Here is a 17,884-nt window from a genome sequence, read left to right on the forward strand (position 1 = left end):
AGCGCTATTTTTGTTGCCTCAGAAAATGCAACAGTTTGATTTTCTGTGTCGTGGCCTCATAGGCGGCATCTGAGACCGATTGGCCGGTTTGGCCGATTGTCCGGGCCGTGACCCGCAGGTGGTCGGCGCATTTTTCCAAACGCTCCGCAGACACGCCGACCGACCCGGCCTGGGCCGCCTGTTCCTGCAAACGCGCCATATACCGGATCGCGTACGGAAGATGTGAATTGGGGCTGGTGTGGGCCAAGGACGAACTTCCTACTCTGCGACTCAGGTCGGCAAGGTAGCACAATCCTTAACGGAAAATGAATCCGCATTGCCTTCAGGTAGGCTGATTTCAGTGGATTTCGCCCTGCCCACCTCTGCAGCGCGGCGTTCGACTTACCGCCAAATTTACCAATTCCCTGTTAGCTGAGGGCCGGATCGCTCACCATGGCAAGGACACGCGACGCATGGCCCAGTCGAAGATTGTATTTCGCCCCCTGCAAGCGGAAGATTCCGATCGGTTATTCACCTGGCGCAACAGCGACGACGTCCGCGTCTATATGTACAATGACCAGTTGATCGCGCGTCCCGTTCACGACACATGGTTCGCCGGTGCGCTCAACGATTCTTCCCGGCGTTACTCCGTCATTATGAGCAATGACGCGCCGGTCGGCCTGGCGAATTTCTATGACATCCGGGCTGCCGCCAGAACCTGTTCATGGGCCTACTACCTGGGGGACCCCTCGACGCGCGGACAGGGCATCGGCGCCTGCGTCGAATATATGATGATCGAACGTGCTTTGGGTGACATGGCGCTGAACAAGTTGTGGTGCGAGGTCCTGGTTTCCAACGAAGCCGTCTGGAAGCTGCATCACAGTTTCGGCTTCGTCACCGAGGCGCATTTCCGCCAGCACATCATTCGCGCTGATGGCGTGCACGACGTCTACGGTCTGGGATTGCTGGCCTCCGACTGGGTGGAACGCCGTCCGGCCTGCCGCGATCGCCTCACAGCCAAAGGATTTGAGCTTCCAGAATAACAGCACACGCAATTTTAACCATGTGCGTCAAAAATCGAGAGTCTCAGTTCCGGATTATCACATGAAACACTCGCGCCAAGCCCAGTTAAAGCCCGCCGTTGCTGTTGCCGCCCCCCTGCCCGTGGCGCGTGCCTACATGCCGCTCACCGCCCATATTCTTCCGTATCTCGAAGCGATCGACAAGGCAGGCTGGTATTCGAACTTCGGCCCGCTCAACCAGCAGCTGGAAGACCGCCTGGCCGGCCGTTTCGAAGGGGAAGCCCACGTCGTTACCGTGGCGAGCGGTACGGCTGGCATCAGCCTGTCTCTGCGTACCCTCGACTTGCCGGAAGGCGCCTGGTGCGCCCTGCCCTCCTGGACCTTCGTTGCGACTGCGCATGCCGTCATCGAGGCGGGCCTGAAACCATGGTTCGTCGATGTCGATCCCGTGACCGGCATGCTGGATCCCGAAGCGTGCCGCGGCTTCCTTGCCCATGCGCCAGGAAAGGTCGCGGCTATCATTCCGGTCTGCGCCTATGGCGCGCCCATGGACCTTGGCCCCTGGGTCAGGTTCCAGGACGAGACCGGCGTCAAGGTGGTCGTCGACGCCGCAGCCGCCCATGATACAGTTACGTCTTCTCCCTTGCCGGTCGTCGTCAGCCTGCACGCTACCAAGGTGCTGGGCGCTGGCGAAGGCGGCTATGTCGCCAGCAATGATCCGGCGTTCTGCCAGGCCCTGCGCACCCGTTCCAGCTTCGGTTTCTACGGCTCACGTGAATCTCTGATGCCGGCGACCAATGCGAAGATGAGCGAATACGCCGCCGCCGTCGTTCTGGCCGGCATGGACAACTGGGCGTCGACGCGGCTTTTGTATCAGCAAGCGGGCACCAAGCTGCGCGCGGCACTTATCGACGTGCCTGAGGTCGAGTTCCAGGATGGATGGAGCAGCCGTTGGATCACCAGCGTGTGCGTTGTGCGACTGCCGAAGGGCAAGGCAAACCCGGTGTCGCAGTTCCTGAGCGCCAATGGTGTCGACACCCGCCTGTGGTGGGGAACGGGCTGCCATAACTCCCCAGCCTTCAAAAAGGTGCCGCGCACACAGATGCCCCACACCGAGCATCTGGCGCAGGTCAGCCTCGGCCTGCCCTATTCGGCGCTGATGAGCGAAGATGAAGTCAATCGCGTAGCGGGCCTGCTGCGACAATTCTTCCAGTCTCATGACTGACACCGTTCTTGTATTTCCCGCCGGTTTGCCGGACGCGCTCAAATACCGCGACGAGGCGGCTGCGCGGGGGAGCCGCGTGGTTGGCGCCTCGTCCCTGGGTTTTGACCCCGTCAGCCAGACGTACGATGCATGGGAATACCTGCCCTACGTCCATGAGGACGGCTTTGCCCACGCCCTGGGCGAAGTTGTCCGGCGGCAAGGGGTTGGCTCCATCTATGCGCCGCACGAGGTCGTGTCAGGCGTCATCTCGCGACTGGCGCCACAGCATTTTCCGCAGGTCCGTGTGCTCGGCGTCTCGCCGATGTTGGCTAAGGAGCGCGAATACCGCGCCCTGCACGGCCGGGCGGAAGCGCTGTCGTGCACACCGGACTGGCTGGCGATGGACGGCACGCCCCGGCCACGGCTTTCGGGCGCTCGTCTTTCAGGCCTGTTGCGGACGGTCGATCATATCGCCGGTATGACCGACAATGACAAGATCGCCGCCGTCGTCGAAATTTTCCGCTATCTGCCGCAAGGCGATATCGTCGAGATTGGGTCATGGTGGGGAAGATCGGCGGCCTTGATGGTGCTCCTGTCGCGCCATTACGACATCGGCAATCTGCTTTGCGTCGATCCGTGGCAATCGGAAAACCTCGCCCAGGGCGTGGCCGTCCTGGACCAGGCCAGCGCGGCCATGGATACGGATGAAGCCTTCCGGATATTCCAGACCAATCTGGCCCCTCTGGCGAACGGCCGTCTCAACGCGTTCCGGGGCGAAAGCGTCGCTGGCGCGGCAGCGTACCGGCCGGGTCTGAGTATCGACAATGATGCTTTCGGGGAGACGGAGTATACAGGACGGATCGCTCTTCTGCACATCGATGGCAATCACAGTTTTGAAAATGCCGACGCCGATGCGCGGGCCTGGACGCCCCACGTCGTGCCGGGGGGTGTCATCATCTTTGACGACTATGTCTGGGCGTTTGGCGACGGCCCTAAGCGCGTCGGCGATGCCTTCCTCGCCGCCAATGCCGATCGTATTGCGCAAAGCTTTGTCACTGGAACGGCGCTCTTCGTTCAACTGAAGGCCGCCATATGAGCGCAGTGGAAGAAGCCCTTTATCTTATCCGCACCCGCGGTTGGGTGAAGTTCGAGTCCGTCCTGTCCACCGGGCAGGTCCAGGCGCTGGCCAAGGATTCCGAAAAGGTCTACGACCTGCGCCGTACGGCGCAGGTGAAGGGCGGCGTCACCGCCAATATGGACGGGGCAGCCCACCACGCCCTGGGCGAGGGTACAAGCCTCGATGATTTCATGAACGCGATGCCGTTGATGGATGTTATCGAGCGCCATTTTGACGGCAAGGTCATCCTGCTCAACTTCGGTGCAGCGATCAACGCCCCGGGTGCGCAGACCTATACCCATAAGATACATCGTGACATTCGTGCGTTCACGCGCGATTATCCGCTGTCGCTCAACATGCTGGTCATGCTTGACGACTTCACCCTCGACAACGGCGCCACCCTGGTGCTGGAGGGATCGCACCACGTCGAAGACATGCCTGATCCGGACCTCTTTGCCCGGCACGCAACTGCGCTCACCGGCAAGGCCGGAGATATCGTACTGTTCGACAGCCTGATGGCGCACAGCGCCGCGTCCAACCGCAGCAACGGGCCACGCCGCTGCCTGACCCTGTGCTTCGGACGTCCGTTCATGAAGCCGCAGATGGACTGGCCGCGCTTTCTGTCACAACCATACCAGGCCGCGCTCAGCCCGACTGGCCGCCAGCTGATGGGTCTGGATGCCAGGGTTGCCGCCAGTCTCGAAGACTATTATCAACCGCGTGAGCGCTGGACCTTCAAGGCAGACCAGATATGACCGCCCCTCCCCTCGCCCGAGACGCAGAAACCCTCGAACGCGAGCGTCTGAAGGCCGCCGTCGCCTCTTACGGCGCCGGCGCCGCGCCGTTCGACGCAAAGATGCGCGAATATATGATGCGCACCTTTTCACCCCATTTCCGTCAGGGCCGCTGCCTGCAGGTCGGTTGCGCCCACGGTGACCAGACCAGCCTGCTCCTGCAGCATTTTTCCGACGTCACCGTGGTCGAGGCCGAAAGTCAATTCATTGAGGCCACGCGCGCGCGTCTGGGCGATGGTGTGCGCTATTTCGAAAGCTTCATCGAAAACTTCGACAATGGCGAACGCTACGACACCATCTTCTTCTCACACGTCTTGGAGCACGTGATCGATCCGGTCATCGCCCTTAGAAAACTGGGCGCTTTGCTGGCGCCTGGCGGCCACCTGCTGATCGCGGTCCCTAATGCCGAGGCGCCGTCGCGCCGCATCGCCGTCAAGATGGGCGTACTCACCCACCTTGAGGCGCTCAGCACGGCCGATGTCGGTGCCGGTCACCGCCGCGTCTACCGGCTCGATACGCTGGAGCGCGATGCGCGCGAAGCCGGGCTGGCACTCGAAAAGACCGGTGGCATCTTTTATAAGCCATTGGCCAACTTCCAGTTCGACGCCCTGATCGGAACGCCGACCTTGAGCGATGCGTTCCTGGAGGGCTGCTATGCCCTGGGCCTGGAACGACCGACCGAATGCGCCAGCCTGTACGTGGTTGCCGGCAAGGGAGAAAATCCGTGAATATTGTTGGCAAGAAGGTCATTTTACGCGCGGTTGAGGAGCAGGATCTGCCGCTTTTGCATCAATGGGCCAACGATCCCGAAATCTGGAAACTGCTGGGCGGCTGGCGTTTCGCGTCCAACCTGGAATCGACCCGCACCTGGTTCAAGGGACTGGGCCAGGACGGCAAGAACCTGCGCTATGCCATCACAACGCGCGATGAAGGCGAACTGATCGGAACGGCGAACATCGTCAATATCGACATGAAGAACGCCAATGCCTTTCATGGCATGATGCTGGGGCCGGTTGCGACACGTGGCCAGGGTTATGGCCGCGACACCGTCATGGCCGTTATGCGCTATGCCTTCGACGAGCTCAGGCTGGAGCGGCTCGACGGCGACCTCATCGATTACAACCAGGCCTCCTACAAGCTTTATGTCGGTAAGTGCGGCTGGGTCGAGGAAGGCCGCCAGCGCCGCTGGCACTACCGTCAGGGGCAGTACTGGGACAAGATCATCGTAGGTGTGACGCGCGGTGATTACGAAGCCCTGCTGGCCCAGACCGATTACTGGAACCAGCCCTGAGCCCTGTCCATCCATACGCCGATCCGGCCTACGTCGCGGCGCTGGTGCCGCTGGGCGGCAGATGTCTGAGCGTCGCGGCTTGGGGCAACGCCTCCGTTGTCAGGCCCATCGCAGGCGGCGGTTTTGATGCTTCCGGCAGCTATCCGCTTACCCCCTTCGCTCCTACCCCTGATCTGGATCAAGGCCTGGCTGAGCTTAGGGCGCTAGGACTTGTCAGTGTGGCCATGGTGCCCGATCCGCTGGCATGTCCCTCGGCCGATACCCTGCGGCGGCATTTCGGTCATGTGATGCCGTTCAAGAGCCATTTGACCATCGACCATCGGACGGACTACGCGCCGAACAAACATCATCGCGAACGTATTCGCCGGGGGCAAAGGCGGTGCCGTATCGAACGTGGTCCGCTGAAATTCCGGCTGACGGAATGGATCGCCCTCTATGCGGAACTGGTCGCGCATCGCCACATCGGCGGCGCTGCCAATTTCCGCCCGGAATATTTTGTCCAGCTGGCGGAGCTGCCCGGATTGGAAGCCTTCACTGCTTTTGTCGGCGAAGAGATCGGCGGCATGACCTTGTGGTTCGCCCACGACGGCGTCGTCTATAACCACCTCACCGCGTGTAACGCGACGGGCTATGCCAACGGCGCCGCTTTCGCGCTCTACGATGCCGCCATTACCCACTTCCGCTCCGAAGGGGTCATCAATCTGGGCGGTGGCGCAGGGACGTCGGGCAGCGACGACGGCGGATTGTTCGCTTTCAAGCAAGGGTTCGCCAACGGTGCGGTGACAGCGCATATCTGCGGCGCAGTGCTGGACGCGGATATCTACGCCAGGCTTAGCCAGGCAAAGACGACCAGCTTCTTTCCTGCCTATCGAGGATGAGCGCGACGGCGTCGGTAATGCGGGCCATCTCGTCCGCGCCATAGCGCCCGTCGAGCGGCAGGGACAGGCAGCGCCGCGACAGGTCGTGCGCTTCGGCAAATACCTCAGGACTGGGCAGATCCGCCCAATGGCGGGCGCACCAGATGCGCTCGGCCGCCAGAGCCGCGGACAGGGCTGCGGCATCCTCTGTAACGACGGGATAAGCCAGGGGTACGAAATCGACCTCATCCTGTGGCCACAAGGCAATATGGGACAGGCGCTCTGCCAAACGTGCCCAGTTGCTGCGCCGGGTCTCGGCCTCCGCCGCCCAGTCAAGTTGCCTGAGCGTGGCGATTGTCCGTTCGGACGCCGCCCGGGGTGTGCTGTCCATATCCGCTTCACGCGCCCGGAAGGCGGCGAACCAGGTGTCCGGTGCCAGGCCATCCGGATCCTCGGCCCGCGCCGTGTTGGCCTGCCAGTCGTCGCCGGTCGCCGGCAATATCGCTTTGGGCAAGGCGCCAAACGACGCGACGATGCCGCCGTCTCCCACGCCGAACAGCTTACGCGGGCTGTAAAGGAGGACGTCACCGAATGCAGGCTGGCCGGTGTCCATCGCCTGGGCGCGGTCTTCGATCCATAAGAGATCACGTCTCAGCGTCGCCAACCGCCGCAGGCTGTTGTCGGCGGCGCGACCGAAGTAGCTTACGCACAGGATGGCATCACCCGCGCCGGCTGTGGCGAGGACCTGTGTATCTGGCTGCAGCAAATTGTCCGTTCCATACCAGGCGATGTCCGCGCCGGAGGCCTGCGCGCCTTCGGCCAAGGATCGACATATATAGGCCGGTAGCCAGATTCGCCGTGTTCCGCGCACCTTCAGCAGCTCCGACAACCCTGCCCGTGCGGTCCGGAAGGCGCGCCACGGTCGGCCTTCCAGCCAGGTGTCGAGAATGCCCGCACCGTTGCCGCCGGCCGACGGCAGGAGGCTGCCGATTCCGGACAACATCAGGCGGCCGCGACGCCGTCGGCAATCGCCTTCTGCGTCATGTCGCGGAAAACCTTTTCAAGGCGCCGCGCAAAGCCGGCCTCGTCACGCATGGCCGAAGCGTCAAAGCCCGGCTGGACGCGCGCCCGTACCCGGCCCAGTTGATCAAGATCGGTCGCCAGGCGCACGGCAATGGCGACATAGTCGTCCCAGTTTTCCGCGACCAGATCGGGAAGGGCCGCTACGGCGACTCCCTGGATGCCGATGCGCGAATAGAAATTGTCTCCTGCCAGGGTCAGGACCGGCACACCATTCGCCAGGGCATCGCAGGTGGTCGTGCCACCCGGACAGGGCGACGGGTCGAGCGCCAGGTCAACGCGTCCGAAGGACTGGATATACTCGTCCGCCTTGGAGTGCGGCTCGAACACAAGACGGTCGCCTTCGACACCGTAGGCGTCGAAGCGGGCCTGAAACGCGCGCTGCACGGTCGGATCGATGAAGTAGTTGTACTTCAGCAGAAGGACCGAGGCCGGGCAGGCTTTCAGAATGCGTGCCCAGGCGGCGACGGTTTCGGCGCTGACCTTGGCTGGGTTGTTGAAGCACGAAAAGGTAACCTGACCGGTTTTCAGCGCCGGCGTTGGGGTTGGCCCCAGCCGCGAGGCCCGCGGCCGATAGGGAATGGTGATCTCGCCCATGCGCCAGATGGTTTCGGTGAAGAGGGCGTCCGTGCCGGGCGCGTTCATGCTGTCGGAATGCAGCACATAATCCATCTGCGGCAAGCCCGTCGTCTGGACGAAATTGATCCAGGCGACCTGGACCGGCGCCGCGCGTCGAGCAAAGATGCCGATGCGGCTGCCGGCATTGTGTCCCCAGGTATCGATCAGGATGTCCTGTTCGTCGCCACGGATCAGCTCCGCCGCCTGGTCGTCACTGAGCTTGCCGATCGACACCATGCGGCCGCACGGCAGGGGCATTTCGGCGTTGGCGTCGGCCGTATAAAGGGTGACATCGACCACTTCAGGGTCATGGGCTTCGAGCACCGGCAGGATGAACTGATAGATCTGCGACCGTGTGAAGCTCGGCGCGACATAACCCACCTTTAGCCGCCGTCCGTCCAGTGGTTTAGGCGCACGCAGGGGTGCGGCCGTGGCGGCATAGCGGCTTGCCCAGGCGCGGGCTTCGTTGGAATAGCGTTGCACGCCACCGGGGATATGGAACAGGGAAAAGAGATAGAATTGGCCAATCGCTGCGATTGGAAAGGCCGAAAAGGCGTTCAGAAAAGCGTTGTTCGCTTCGACCGATCGCCCCTGATGCTGCAACGACAGGGCATGTCGGGTCAACATATCGGGTGTCTTGACGCCCAGCTTGATCGCCTGCTGGCCAAAGACCGAGGCCAGGCCGACATAGTGGCCGGAGTAGCAGGTCTGGAACAGCTCGACATTATACTTGGCGTCGCGTGAGAACCGGTCTGGATCGACCGTCAGATCTGGCATCAGGTCGATCGTGTGCAGGGTGACGGCCATGTTGAGCGCGGACTCAGCCGCCTCTGCATTTTGAGCTGCGATAGCGGCACTGTAGAGCAGATAGAAGGCTTCTGACGATCGCGGTGCAATTTCGGCAAGTTTGCGGAAGGCCGACAGCGCTGTTGTGGCCTCGCCATCGGCAAGCGCCTGCCGGCCGGTATCGACCAACTCGGTCACCTGCGCCAGAAACTGCGGATCCACTTCGCTCATAAGCCTGTCCTCTGCCCGGTGCGAATAGCCCGCACTGTCCGGACAGCTTAGAAATTGCGGATGAAAGAAATATTAACCATGTTTTTGTCCAATGGCGCCTCTCGTTTCAGGTGTGATCCTAACCGGTGCTTCTCATGTCCGACGACACCGCGTCCGTTACTGACGCTTTCATCCAGAATGGCTTTGCTGGCCTGGGCACCGTTATTCCCACTGCTGAGTGCGACGCCCTTATGACGCGCCTGCGTGCCAGCCGCAATTTCGGCCCGGACATCTTCCTCAGCCAGGCCGAATTCGAAGCCAATCCGCAGTACAAGGGCGTCAATCCGATGGATGGCCGCAACCTGTTGCAGGCGTTCAAGCCACAGTCGGACTTTATCCTTCAGGCACCTGCCCTAAAGGCGGCGCTGAGCGGCTTGCTTGGCGAGGGCTACACCATACTGAACGAAAAGTTCGTCTGCGGCGTACCCGACAAATGGCTGCCCGATTGGCTGAAGCCGCGCATCATAGGCAACCCGGTCAACAACCTGGGCGCTTACATACGGCCGGAATACCGCGATATCACTTATTTCTATGGCATAGACTTCCACCAGGACATCATCGACTGGAAAAGCCGGCTGTCGGATTTCATTACGCTGTATGTCTACATCCATCCGGTTAAGGAAACCGACGCGCCACTCTATGTGCTGCTGGGCAGCCATGCTCTCGGCGCCACGGTCTTCCCACACGACCTGGCCAAGACCGACCGGCCTGACCACTGGGCCTATCGCCGGCCAGACGGCGAAAGTGTCGAGGTGACAGAAAAGGTCCTGACCGGAGAGACAGGCTATGCCGCTATGTGGCATGCCTGCACACTGCATGGCACCAAGCCGGTGACCGCCGACAGCGAGCGCTTCTCGGTTCGCTATCTGATTGCGCGGGCCAATAGCGGCGCCGCCGGCATCGACAAGGTCAACGAAAGCATCCGTGGCCGTCTCAGCCTGGAAGAAACACGCAATGACCTGGACGCGTCGGGCGCTGCCGTGGTCAAGGGCAATATCATCACACAGATGTAGGCCTATTGGGTCAATTTCGCGCACAATGGCGCAAATTGGTCGGATCAATCTTGATCGATTGCGATTGCTGAGTTAACAGTGGCAGAAATGGTCAGGCCACTGAGGGTTCATGCGCGTTTATCAAACGGTTCTTCTCGTAGCCGCGATGGCTTTGGGGCTTGTCGCTCCCGCGCTTGCGCACCGGGCCTCGACGGTAGTTGTATCGCCGCGGCAGAGCTTCAGTTTTGACCAGGGCTGGAGGATGAAGACGGGCGATGACGCTCTGGCCTCCAACGCCGTTTATGACGACAAGGCCTGGATAAGCGTCACCCTCCCCCACGCGTTTAACGAAGAAGAGGCCTTCGCAAAGGATATCCATGAGCTGTCGACAGGTATCACCTGGTATCGCAAGCATTTCAAACTGCCGGCTGGAACCAAGCCCGAGCACGTGCTTGTCGAGTTTGAAGGTGTGCGCCACGTCGCCGATGTCTGGGTCAATGGCGAGAAGATCGGTTTCAATGAAAACGGCGTCATGGCCTTCGGTTTCGATATCTCGAAGGCGCTGAAAGCCGGCGACAATGTCATCGCCGTGCGTGTCGATAATGACTGGGCGGCGAAGGAACGCGCCACCGGCACGCGCTATCAATGGGCGGACAAGAACTTCTATGCCAACTATGGCGGCATCAACAAACCGGTGACCCTGCATCTGACTAGCGGCGTCTATCAAACCCTGCCCTTGTGGTCTTCGCTGAACACGACCGGTGTCTATGTCTACGGCTCCGACTACGATATCGATGGCAAGGCCGCGACCGTCACCGCCGAATCCGAAGTGCGCAACGATACGGCGGCCGACCGGATCCTGACCTATGGCGTGGAGATCCGCGATCTCGACGGCAAGCGTGTGGCGGCATTTGACGGTGGGGTGCAAACTCTCAAGGCCGGCCAGACGGCCATACTCAAAGCTTCCCACAGGGTCGGCAATCTCAATTTCTGGAGCTGGGGCTACGGCTACCTCTACACGGTTACAACGACGCTGACGGAAAACGGCAAGGTCATCGATGCCGTCGATACCCGTACAGGCTTTCGCGCTACCGATTTCAACAAGGGGCGCGTGACGCTGAACGGCCGCGTCCTGACGTTGAAAGGTTATGCCCAGCGCTCGACCAATGAATGGCCTGGCGTCGGGATCTCGGTACCGCCCTGGGTGTCGGACTTCGGCAACAAACTGATGCTGGAAGGCAATGGCAATCTGGTGCGCTGGATGCATGTCACACCCGGCAAGCAGGAAATCGAATCCGCCGATCGCCTGGGTTTGCTACAGGCCATGCCGGCGGGCGATTCCGAAGGCGATCCCCAGGACCGGCGCTTTGATCTGCGCGTCGATCTGATGCGCGACGCCATCATCTATAATCGCAACAATCCTTCGATCATCCTGTACGAAAGCGGCAATAAGGGCATCACCGAAGACCACATGGCGAAGATGAAGGCCGTGCGCGACCAGTACGATCCGCATGGCGGCCGTGCCATCGGCTCGCGCGAGATGATGGGCTCTAGGATCGCCGAATATGGCGGTGAGATGCTCTATATCAACAAGTCGAAATCCAAGCCGATGTGGGCGACGGAGTATTCGCGCGACGAAGCCGCCCGCGCCTATCAGGACGATTTCACCCCGCCCTTCCACAAGGACAGCCCTGCCTATAACCGCAATGTCGAAACCATCGCGGTCGAGAACATCAAACGCTGGTTGGACTTCTATCAGTACCGGCCCGGATCGGGCGACCGGGTCAGCGCTGGTGGCGTCAATATCGGCTTTACCGACAGCAACTCGCACTTTCGCGGCGACAACAATTACCGCCGCTCGGGCGAAGTCGACGCGGTGCGCCTGCCCAAAGACAGTTTGTGGGTGCACAAGGTGATGTGGGACGGCTGGGTCAATGCAGAGGGTCATCATACCCACATTATCGGTCACTGGACCTACTCAGACGGTACCGCCAAGGACATCTTCGTTGCGTCGAATGGGGACAGCGTCGAGTTGTTCGTCAATGGTCGCTCGCTCGGCAAGGGCGAGAAGTCAGACGGCTTCCTGTTTACCTTCAAGAATGTCGCCTATGCCTCCGGTGAATTGAAGGCGGTATCGAGTTATACGGACGAGCAGACCTCTGAAGACGTGCGCAAGACAGCCGGGGCGCCAGTCGCTATCAAGCTGACGCCGGTAACCGGCCCGCGCGGCTTTGTCGCCGATGGCATGGATCTGATGCTGGTCGATGTCGAGATCGTCGATAAGGCGGGGAACCGTGTCCCGACGGCCTTCAATGCCATCGACTTCAAGCTGGATGGCGCCGCCGTATGGAAGGGTGGCATCGCCCAGGAGGAAACAGCGGCCGACAAGAAAAAGTCGACCAACTACGTGCTGGCCACGCGCCTGCCCGTCGAAGGCGGCATCAACCGTGTGCTGATCCGCTCGACGAATAAAGCGGGCAAGGTCATGCTGACCGCCTCGGCCGAAGGCCTGAAACCGGCCACGATTACAACGGACAGCAAGGCAATCTCCGTCAAGGACGGCTTAAGCCGGGTCTTTGCCGAAGACGCGCAACCCGTGAACCTTGCGCGCGGCCCGACGCCGTCTTCGCCCTCCTATAGCGACTGGCAGCGCAGCGTCACTGTGGCAGGCATTACGGCAGGGTCGAATGCGGCAGATGCGGGCAATTCGCGCGACGACAACGAAGCCACGGCCTGGAACAGTGACGGCACCGACGGCAAGGCGTGGATCGAATATGATCTGGGGACTGCCCAGACCGTCTCCGCCGTGTCGCTGCGCATGACCGGATGGCGCGTGCGTTCCTACCCCATCCGCATCACGCTGGATGGCGAGACCGTCTTTGAAGCCGAAGCGCCGAAATCGCTTGGCTATGTCGACCTGCGCTGGGTGCCACAGATGGCAAAGACCCTGCGCATCGAACTGACAGGTGCAACGCAGGACCGCGACGCCTTTGGCAAGATCATCGAGGTGACCAGCGACCGCCAAGGCGCATCGACCGGCGCCGAAAAGGTCAGGACCGGTCATGTGCTCAGCATCGTCGAAGCCGATATTATCGGCCCGGTGGACTAGCCGTTATACTCGGCGACCCGGGCGACCTCTTCGGATGAACCGAGCACGACGCCGGTCCGCTGATGCAGGCCGGTGGGCTGAAGGTCGAGAATGCGGTTCGTACCATCTGTGGCCTGGCCGCCGGCCTGCTCGATCAGGAGGGCGATCGGGTTGGCTTCGTACATCAGGCGCAGCTTGCCGTTCGGACGTTTGGCGTCACCGGGATAGAGAAAGATGCCACCGCGTGTCAGGATGCGGTGAACGTCACCAACCATCGAGGCCAGCCAACGCATGTTGAAGTCTGCACCGCGCGCACCCTCCTTGCCGGCGACGCACTCGTCGATATAGCGACGAACGCCCGCACCCCAGTGGCGATGGTTCGACATGTTGATGGCGAATTCGCGCGTCGAAGCCGGGACGGTCATAACGGCTTTGGTCTGGATCCACTCACCGGTCTCGTCAGGCGTGAAGGCGGAAACGCCGTCGCCAAGCGTCAGGACCAAAGTCGTCTGGGGACCATAGATGGCATAGCCGGCGCAGACCTGCTCACGGCCGGGTTTCAGGAAATCGCTTTCGGACAGATCGCCCTGTGGTGCCTTCAGCACCGAAAAAATGGTGCCGACCACGCCGTTGACGTCGACATTGCTCGAGCCGTCGATAGGATCGAAGATCAGCAGGTAATCGCCGGTGTCGAACCCGATATGGGTCTCCATTTCCTCCGATGCCAGGCCGCGGACGGTCCCTTGCCAGCGCGCCTCTTCCATCATGATGTCGTTGGCGATGACATCGAGCTGCTTCTGCTCCTCGCCCTGGACATTCTCCTGCCCCAAAGCGCCCTGCAGGCCATTGACGGCGCTCAGATTGACCGTGCGGCCGATCACGGCGCAGGTCTCGGCCAACAGGCCGACAAGGGTTTTCAGGCTGGCGGGCAGATTGGAGCGGTCGCTCAAGTAAGCGTTCAGGGTGGTTGGCATTGGAGATCCTTGGCGGGCTTTTTTATTTGGGAGGCGGACGCCTGTCGGCTGTCTAGACTCTTTCACGTCCATGACGCGAATGTGCAGCCGCCTCCCCCAAAGTCAACCCATTCCTCTGGCCATTCCTCAGGTTTTAAAAGGTTTCGCCATAGATATGGCCGCCGTTCAGGACCACGACCTCGTGGCCATTCTTGCGGATCGCATTGCCGGGAGATCCGCCGACACGCCGTCCGGACTCGCCCGGCATAGCGGCATCTCCGCCCTTACCGCCGGGATTGCCGCGCCGCCCGCTCAGGCCACCGCCGGCGATTGTCCCTGGCCGGCCCATGTCACCGCCGACAAAGGTGCCCTCGCTGGGTTCGGGGCTGCCGCCTAGGCCAGGTTCGCCGTTGGGAAAACCGCCGCCGCCGCCGCTGCCGCCGTAACCCGGCGTCCCCTCCGCGCCGCCGCCACCGCCGCCGCCGCCCTTGATCGAGCCGGTTTTCAGGACGGTGATCGTCATTGGCGCTTGCGCCGCGATTGCATCGCCGCCCTTGCCGCCATCCGTCGATACGGGTGAGCCACTGGTACCGCCGCCTCCGCCGCCGCCATAGACGTTGCCGCGCACCAGCAGCCAGATTTCCGCATCGGCCGGCCATTGGCCGCTGATGATCGCAGGCCCACCGTCCTGCGTGGCGCCCCTGCCGCCACCCGCGCCCAGGATGTTAATCCCTTGCGGCACGACGAAAAGATATTCGGCGGCGGCCGTTCCCTTATACCCGGCCTTGTCGGCCATCTTGCGCAGTGAGCCCGGGCCAGTCACCTGGATGACAACCGGGTTGAAATCATCCTCGACCTCTGTCTCAGCTGTCGCGGAAGCCGGTGCATCCTGTGCCACTGCCAGCGGTACAACCGCCAGAAACGCAGTGACCGCAATAGCCGTCAGTGTACGGATCATGGTATTCCCCTCTTTCTTTCAGGCTCTATGCCCGCCCCTTTAGCCAGACCTGTGATTGCAACCCGGTGAAGCGGACCCTGGGGCCTACCTCGGCCTGGGCGACCGGCGTTGTCGCACCCGGCGCAAAGTCGACATCTCCCGTGCCCATATCGGCCGCCTTGCCGACGCGGTTCATGCGCGCATAGTTGGGCACGGCCAGCATGGGCGAACCGTCTGCCCACTTGCCGCTGATAGCGATGACGCCATCGAGCAGGTCGGGCTTCCATTCGGCTTTTAGCGGCGTATCGGCCAGGGTCTGTTGGATATCGGCCTGGTCGGCGCGCTCGACATTGTAAACCAGCGGTCCATAGGCCAGCGCCACGCGGCCGCGATTGGCGGCGATGCGGGTATCGGCCTTGATGCGTTGCACGCTCAGCGGCAGGTCGAGCTCTATCTTATCGCCCTTCTGCCATTGGCGAGTGATGACGGCGTAGCCCTTCTCGATCTTTGCGGTCACCGGCTTGCCGTTGACCTTCAGGGATTTGAAGCCCTTGACCACGGGCGTCAGTTCATAAAGTTCGCTGGTCGTCCGGTCGGGGATACGCACGTGTACCGTGAAGGTGCGGCTCTCCTTCGGATTGACGGTGATGGCGATGGCGCCTTCCCACGGATAGCGCGTCTGCTGGACCATTTCGACGTCGGTGCCGGCGACATTGTCGACCGTGATGGTCGAGCCGACGAACAGGTTGACGTAGACCCTTTCCTTATCCTTGGCGTAGGTCCAGGTCGGCAGCATGAGCAGCGTGCGCGGGATATTGGCGACGCAGCACGGACAGACGTGCCACAGGGTGCGTTCGGAGTTGACCAGCGGATTGGTGTAGCAGAAGCTCTTGCCTTCCAGGTCGATCGATCCCAGCAGCGCATTGTACATGGTCTGCTCGTACAGATCGGCATACTTGGCGTCGTGATAGGCCAGGTTCAGCTTGTACTGGAAGAAGATCAGGCCGGCGCTGGAGCACGACTCGCAGTAGGCGCCGTTGCGCAAACTATAGTCCGGGCCAAAGCCTTCCGAGGTCTCGCCGCTGCCGATACCGCCGGTAATATAGTATTTGCGGTTGACCATGTTGTCCCACAGCGACAGCACAGCGCTCTGGTAATCTGTGTCGCCCGTTTCGGCAGCGATATCGGCCATGGCGGAGTAAGAATAAACCGCGCGCACGGCGTGGCCGACCGCCTCGTACTGCTGTTCCGGCGGCAGATGGCTCTGGTCGTATTCCTGGCCCCCTTTTCGCGATTCCAGCAGGAAGCGCGCCAGCGAGATATAGGCGTCGCCGCGCGGATGGCCTTCGACGTCGTTGACAAAGCGGCCGAAGCGGACCAACGCCTGCTCCATCTCCTGGTGGCCATCGTACCAATCCTTCTTGCCCGGGCCGATATTTGTGACCCAGCAGTCGGCCAGCTTCTTGGCGCCGTTATAGAGGCGCAGGTCCTGGCCGTTGGTCAGAGTGTAGTGATTGATCGCCGACTCGATGAAGTAGCCGGCGATATAGCCCTCGTGGTCCGCACGGTGCGCCGGGTCCCAGCGCTCGTCCCAGGCGCCGGGCGCCGCCAGCGTCTTGGCAGTTTGCAGGTAACCATCCGGCTCCTGCGCCGCCAGTATGATCGGTATCCAGCGATCGATCGTCGCGCGCATCTTACCTTGCGCGGCGATCATCTCGGCGTCGCCCTGCGGATCGACCATCAGGGCGATGCACATGGCTTCGACGTTTTGCAGCACCCAGGCATTGGAGAAGACATAGCCCTTGTGCGCGCCGTGCGGTTCGCCGCGGTTCTTCTTGGCCGCCTCGACGAAGTTGTCGATGCCGCCATTGCCGATCTTGAGGTCCGTGCGCTCACAATAGTCGATGACGTGCGGAATCCAGTTGACGATCAGCGCCTTGGCGCGCGCGTTCCACAGCGGATTGTCGATAGAATACTTGCGCGTATAGACGACATCGAGGCGCTGGGGCGGCGGGGCGTTGGTCGCGCGCAGCCGCAGTTTCGAGCTGTTGATCTTGCCGCCAGCGTGCGCCGTCAGTTCCAGGACATAGTCGCCGGTCACCGACACGGTCGCGGTCGTATTGGCTGACAGCGCGTCGGCAAATGTCACCGTGCCGGGGCCCGAAACCTTGCGCCACAGGACGCCGGCATCGCCCCCGTCGGTCAGCCATTCGGCCTTGCCGCTGAGATAGGTCTTGCCGCCCATGACGACGATGCGATCGACGCCGGCAACGACCGCCGGTGCAAAGGCCGGAACCGGACCGTGGCTCCAGGCCTGCCATTCCAGCAGGCCGGTCGACAGCTTGCCGTCCGATACGATCTCGAGGCGCAGCTTGTCCGTAGTTACCGGATCGAAGGTCGTCTTGAAGAAGGCATCTTTGCCGAGGCCATAGCCCTTGGCGTTCTTGACCGGTACGAAGGCCTTGCCGTCCCAGTAGAGCAGACGATAGGACTTCGGCAGGCCGACGCCTTGGCCATCGGCCCAGAAATAGAGGTCTATCGCACTGGTTGTGACCGGCTGGCTCCAATCGTACTGCACCCACTCGGTGCCGGTCTTTGGCCAATTGCCGTACATGCCCTTTTCGACATCGTTGGAGTCGCGCGGAACATTGCCGTCATTGAGGGCGATCACCTTGGTATCGCCGGAATTATAGGACGTCGACGGTGTTGCGACCTTGGCGAGGTTTACCGGCTTTGCGTCCTGCGCCCACGACGGGGCAGACCAGGTGGCAAAGGCCGCAGCGGCTGCGGCACCCGTCAGGCCCGTGACGACGGAACGGCGATCGACGCCGCAATCACAAGCTTCGGACACGCAGGCGTGGCCGGAAAATACACGTCGGGTCATGTCGTCTCTCTC

At 61.7% G+C, this 17,884-nt stretch carries 15 protein-coding genes; 9 read left to right on the top strand and 6 right to left on the bottom strand.

What is annotated here, in order from left to right; genetic code table 11:
* Nucleotides 1-4: 4 nt before the first annotated feature.
* Nucleotides 5-247, bottom strand: a complete 243-nt coding sequence (locus tag AC1DON_RS14185; protein ID WP_476935462.1) for a hypothetical protein — start codon at nucleotides 245-247, stop codon at nucleotides 5-7.
* 205 nt (nucleotides 248-452) lie between these two features.
* Between AC1DON_RS14185 and pseH the strand changes: the two genes are divergently transcribed.
* The 7 genes from pseH (at nucleotide 453) to AC1DON_RS14220 (ending at nucleotide 6,285) form a co-directional block, all read left to right on the top strand.
* Nucleotides 453-1,022 carry a UDP-4-amino-4,6-dideoxy-N-acetyl-beta-L-altrosamine N-acetyltransferase gene (gene pseH, locus AC1DON_RS14190; RefSeq protein WP_476935463.1) on the top strand — a complete coding sequence of 190 codons (570 nt, stop codon included), beginning with the start codon at nucleotides 453-455 and terminating at the stop codon, nucleotides 1,020-1,022.
* Between the two features lie 61 nt (nucleotides 1,023-1,083).
* On the top strand, nucleotides 1,084-2,226 hold the full coding sequence (locus tag AC1DON_RS14195) for a DegT/DnrJ/EryC1/StrS family aminotransferase (protein WP_476935464.1): 1,143 nt from the start codon (nucleotides 1,084-1,086) through the stop codon (nucleotides 2,224-2,226).
* Entirely contained in the window at nucleotides 2,219-3,301 is a 1,083-nt protein-coding gene (locus AC1DON_RS14200) for a class I SAM-dependent methyltransferase (protein ID WP_476935465.1), read from the top strand. The genes AC1DON_RS14195 and AC1DON_RS14200 overlap by 8 nt, the downstream gene beginning before the upstream one ends.
* Complete coding sequence (locus AC1DON_RS14205; RefSeq protein ID WP_476935466.1) at nucleotides 3,298-4,077, top strand: phytanoyl-CoA dioxygenase family protein; 780 nt, start codon at nucleotides 3,298-3,300, stop codon at nucleotides 4,075-4,077. Before AC1DON_RS14200 ends, AC1DON_RS14205 begins: the two co-directional genes overlap by 4 nt.
* Entirely contained in the window at nucleotides 4,074-4,844 is a 771-nt protein-coding gene (locus AC1DON_RS14210; protein ID WP_476935467.1) for a class I SAM-dependent methyltransferase, read from the top strand. Before AC1DON_RS14205 ends, AC1DON_RS14210 begins: the two co-directional genes overlap by 4 nt.
* Nucleotides 4,841-5,407 carry a GNAT family N-acetyltransferase gene (locus AC1DON_RS14215; RefSeq protein ID WP_476935468.1) on the top strand — a complete coding sequence of 189 codons (567 nt, stop codon included), beginning with the start codon at nucleotides 4,841-4,843 and terminating at the stop codon, nucleotides 5,405-5,407. The genes AC1DON_RS14210 and AC1DON_RS14215 overlap by 4 nt, the downstream gene beginning before the upstream one ends.
* Before the next feature lie 224 nt (nucleotides 5,408-5,631).
* On the top strand, nucleotides 5,632-6,285 hold the full coding sequence (locus AC1DON_RS14220) for a GNAT family N-acetyltransferase (RefSeq protein WP_476935565.1): 654 nt from the start codon (nucleotides 5,632-5,634) through the stop codon (nucleotides 6,283-6,285).
* Here AC1DON_RS14220 and AC1DON_RS14225 read toward each other — a convergent pair.
* Together AC1DON_RS14225 and AC1DON_RS14230 are read right to left on the bottom strand one after the other, a co-directional pair.
* Complete coding sequence (locus AC1DON_RS14225) at nucleotides 6,239-7,267, bottom strand: aspartate aminotransferase family protein (protein ID WP_476935469.1); 1,029 nt, start codon at nucleotides 7,265-7,267, stop codon at nucleotides 6,239-6,241. The two genes, AC1DON_RS14220 and AC1DON_RS14225, sit on opposite strands and share 47 nt — an antisense overlap.
* Nucleotides 7,267-8,979 carry an O-linked N-acetylglucosamine transferase, SPINDLY family protein gene (locus AC1DON_RS14230; RefSeq protein ID WP_476935470.1) on the bottom strand — a complete coding sequence of 571 codons (1,713 nt, stop codon included), beginning with the start codon at nucleotides 8,977-8,979 and terminating at the stop codon, nucleotides 7,267-7,269. The genes AC1DON_RS14225 and AC1DON_RS14230 overlap by 1 nt, the downstream gene beginning before the upstream one ends.
* A 134-nt stretch (nucleotides 8,980-9,113) precedes the next feature.
* On the opposite strand from AC1DON_RS14230, the gene AC1DON_RS14235 reads away from it, so the two are divergent.
* Together AC1DON_RS14235 and AC1DON_RS14240 are read left to right on the top strand one after the other, a co-directional pair.
* Entirely contained in the window at nucleotides 9,114-10,031 is a 918-nt protein-coding gene (locus AC1DON_RS14235; RefSeq protein WP_476935471.1) for a phytanoyl-CoA dioxygenase family protein, read from the top strand.
* A 241-nt stretch (nucleotides 10,032-10,272) separates the two neighbouring features.
* Nucleotides 10,273-13,119 carry a sugar-binding domain-containing protein gene (locus AC1DON_RS14240; protein ID WP_476935472.1) on the top strand — a complete coding sequence of 949 codons (2,847 nt, stop codon included), beginning with the start codon at nucleotides 10,273-10,275 and terminating at the stop codon, nucleotides 13,117-13,119.
* Here AC1DON_RS14240 and AC1DON_RS14245 read toward each other — a convergent pair.
* From AC1DON_RS14245 to AC1DON_RS14255, 3 genes are all read right to left on the bottom strand, one after another.
* On the bottom strand, nucleotides 13,116-14,072 hold the full coding sequence (locus AC1DON_RS14245; RefSeq protein WP_476935473.1) for a class 1 fructose-bisphosphatase: 957 nt from the start codon (nucleotides 14,070-14,072) through the stop codon (nucleotides 13,116-13,118). The genes AC1DON_RS14240 and AC1DON_RS14245 overlap by 4 nt on opposite strands.
* Nucleotides 14,073-14,205: 133 nt before the next feature.
* Entirely contained in the window at nucleotides 14,206-15,009 is an 804-nt protein-coding gene (locus tag AC1DON_RS14250; protein WP_476935474.1) for a hypothetical protein, read from the bottom strand.
* Nucleotides 15,010-15,034: 25 nt separating this feature from the next.
* Nucleotides 15,035-17,872, bottom strand: coding sequence for a beta-L-arabinofuranosidase domain-containing protein (locus AC1DON_RS14255; RefSeq protein WP_476935475.1), 2,838 nt, complete (start codon nucleotides 17,870-17,872; stop codon nucleotides 15,035-15,037).
* Between the last annotated feature and the right edge of the window lie 12 nt (nucleotides 17,873-17,884).

This window comes from Asticcacaulis sp. P4_H10 (genome assembly GCF_056400965.1).

What these genes read in the sequence shown, in the direction of transcription:
- pseH (WP_476935463.1), top strand. Translation starts at nt 453, where the DNA reads ATGGCCCAGTCGAAGATTGTATTTCGCCCCCTGCAAGCGGAAGATTCC.
- AC1DON_RS14195 (WP_476935464.1), top strand. Translation starts at nt 1,084, where the DNA reads ATGAAACACTCGCGCCAAGCCCAGTTAAAGCCCGCCGTTGCTGTTGCC.
- AC1DON_RS14200 (WP_476935465.1), top strand. Translation starts at nt 2,219, where the DNA reads ATGACTGACACCGTTCTTGTATTTCCCGCCGGTTTGCCGGACGCGCTC.
- AC1DON_RS14205 (WP_476935466.1), top strand. Translation starts at nt 3,298, where the DNA reads ATGAGCGCAGTGGAAGAAGCCCTTTATCTTATCCGCACCCGCGGTTGG.
- AC1DON_RS14210 (WP_476935467.1), top strand. Translation starts at nt 4,074, where the DNA reads ATGACCGCCCCTCCCCTCGCCCGAGACGCAGAAACCCTCGAACGCGAG.
- AC1DON_RS14220 (WP_476935565.1), top strand. Translation starts at nt 5,632, where the DNA reads ATGGTGCCCGATCCGCTGGCATGTCCCTCGGCCGATACCCTGCGGCGG.
- AC1DON_RS14225 (WP_476935469.1), bottom strand. Translation starts at nt 7,267, where the DNA reads ATGTTGTCCGGAATCGGCAGCCTCCTGCCGTCGGCCGGCGGCAACGGT.
- AC1DON_RS14230 (WP_476935470.1), bottom strand. Translation starts at nt 8,979, where the DNA reads ATGAGCGAAGTGGATCCGCAGTTTCTGGCGCAGGTGACCGAGTTGGTC.
- AC1DON_RS14235 (WP_476935471.1), top strand. Translation starts at nt 9,114, where the DNA reads ATGTCCGACGACACCGCGTCCGTTACTGACGCTTTCATCCAGAATGGC.
- AC1DON_RS14240 (WP_476935472.1), top strand. Translation starts at nt 10,273, where the DNA reads ATGAAGACGGGCGATGACGCTCTGGCCTCCAACGCCGTTTATGACGAC.
- AC1DON_RS14245 (WP_476935473.1), bottom strand. Translation starts at nt 14,072, where the DNA reads ATGCCAACCACCCTGAACGCTTACTTGAGCGACCGCTCCAATCTGCCC.
- AC1DON_RS14250 (WP_476935474.1), bottom strand. Translation starts at nt 15,009, where the DNA reads ATGATCCGTACACTGACGGCTATTGCGGTCACTGCGTTTCTGGCGGTT.
- AC1DON_RS14255 (WP_476935475.1), bottom strand. Translation starts at nt 17,872, where the DNA reads ATGACCCGACGTGTATTTTCCGGCCACGCCTGCGTGTCCGAAGCTTGT.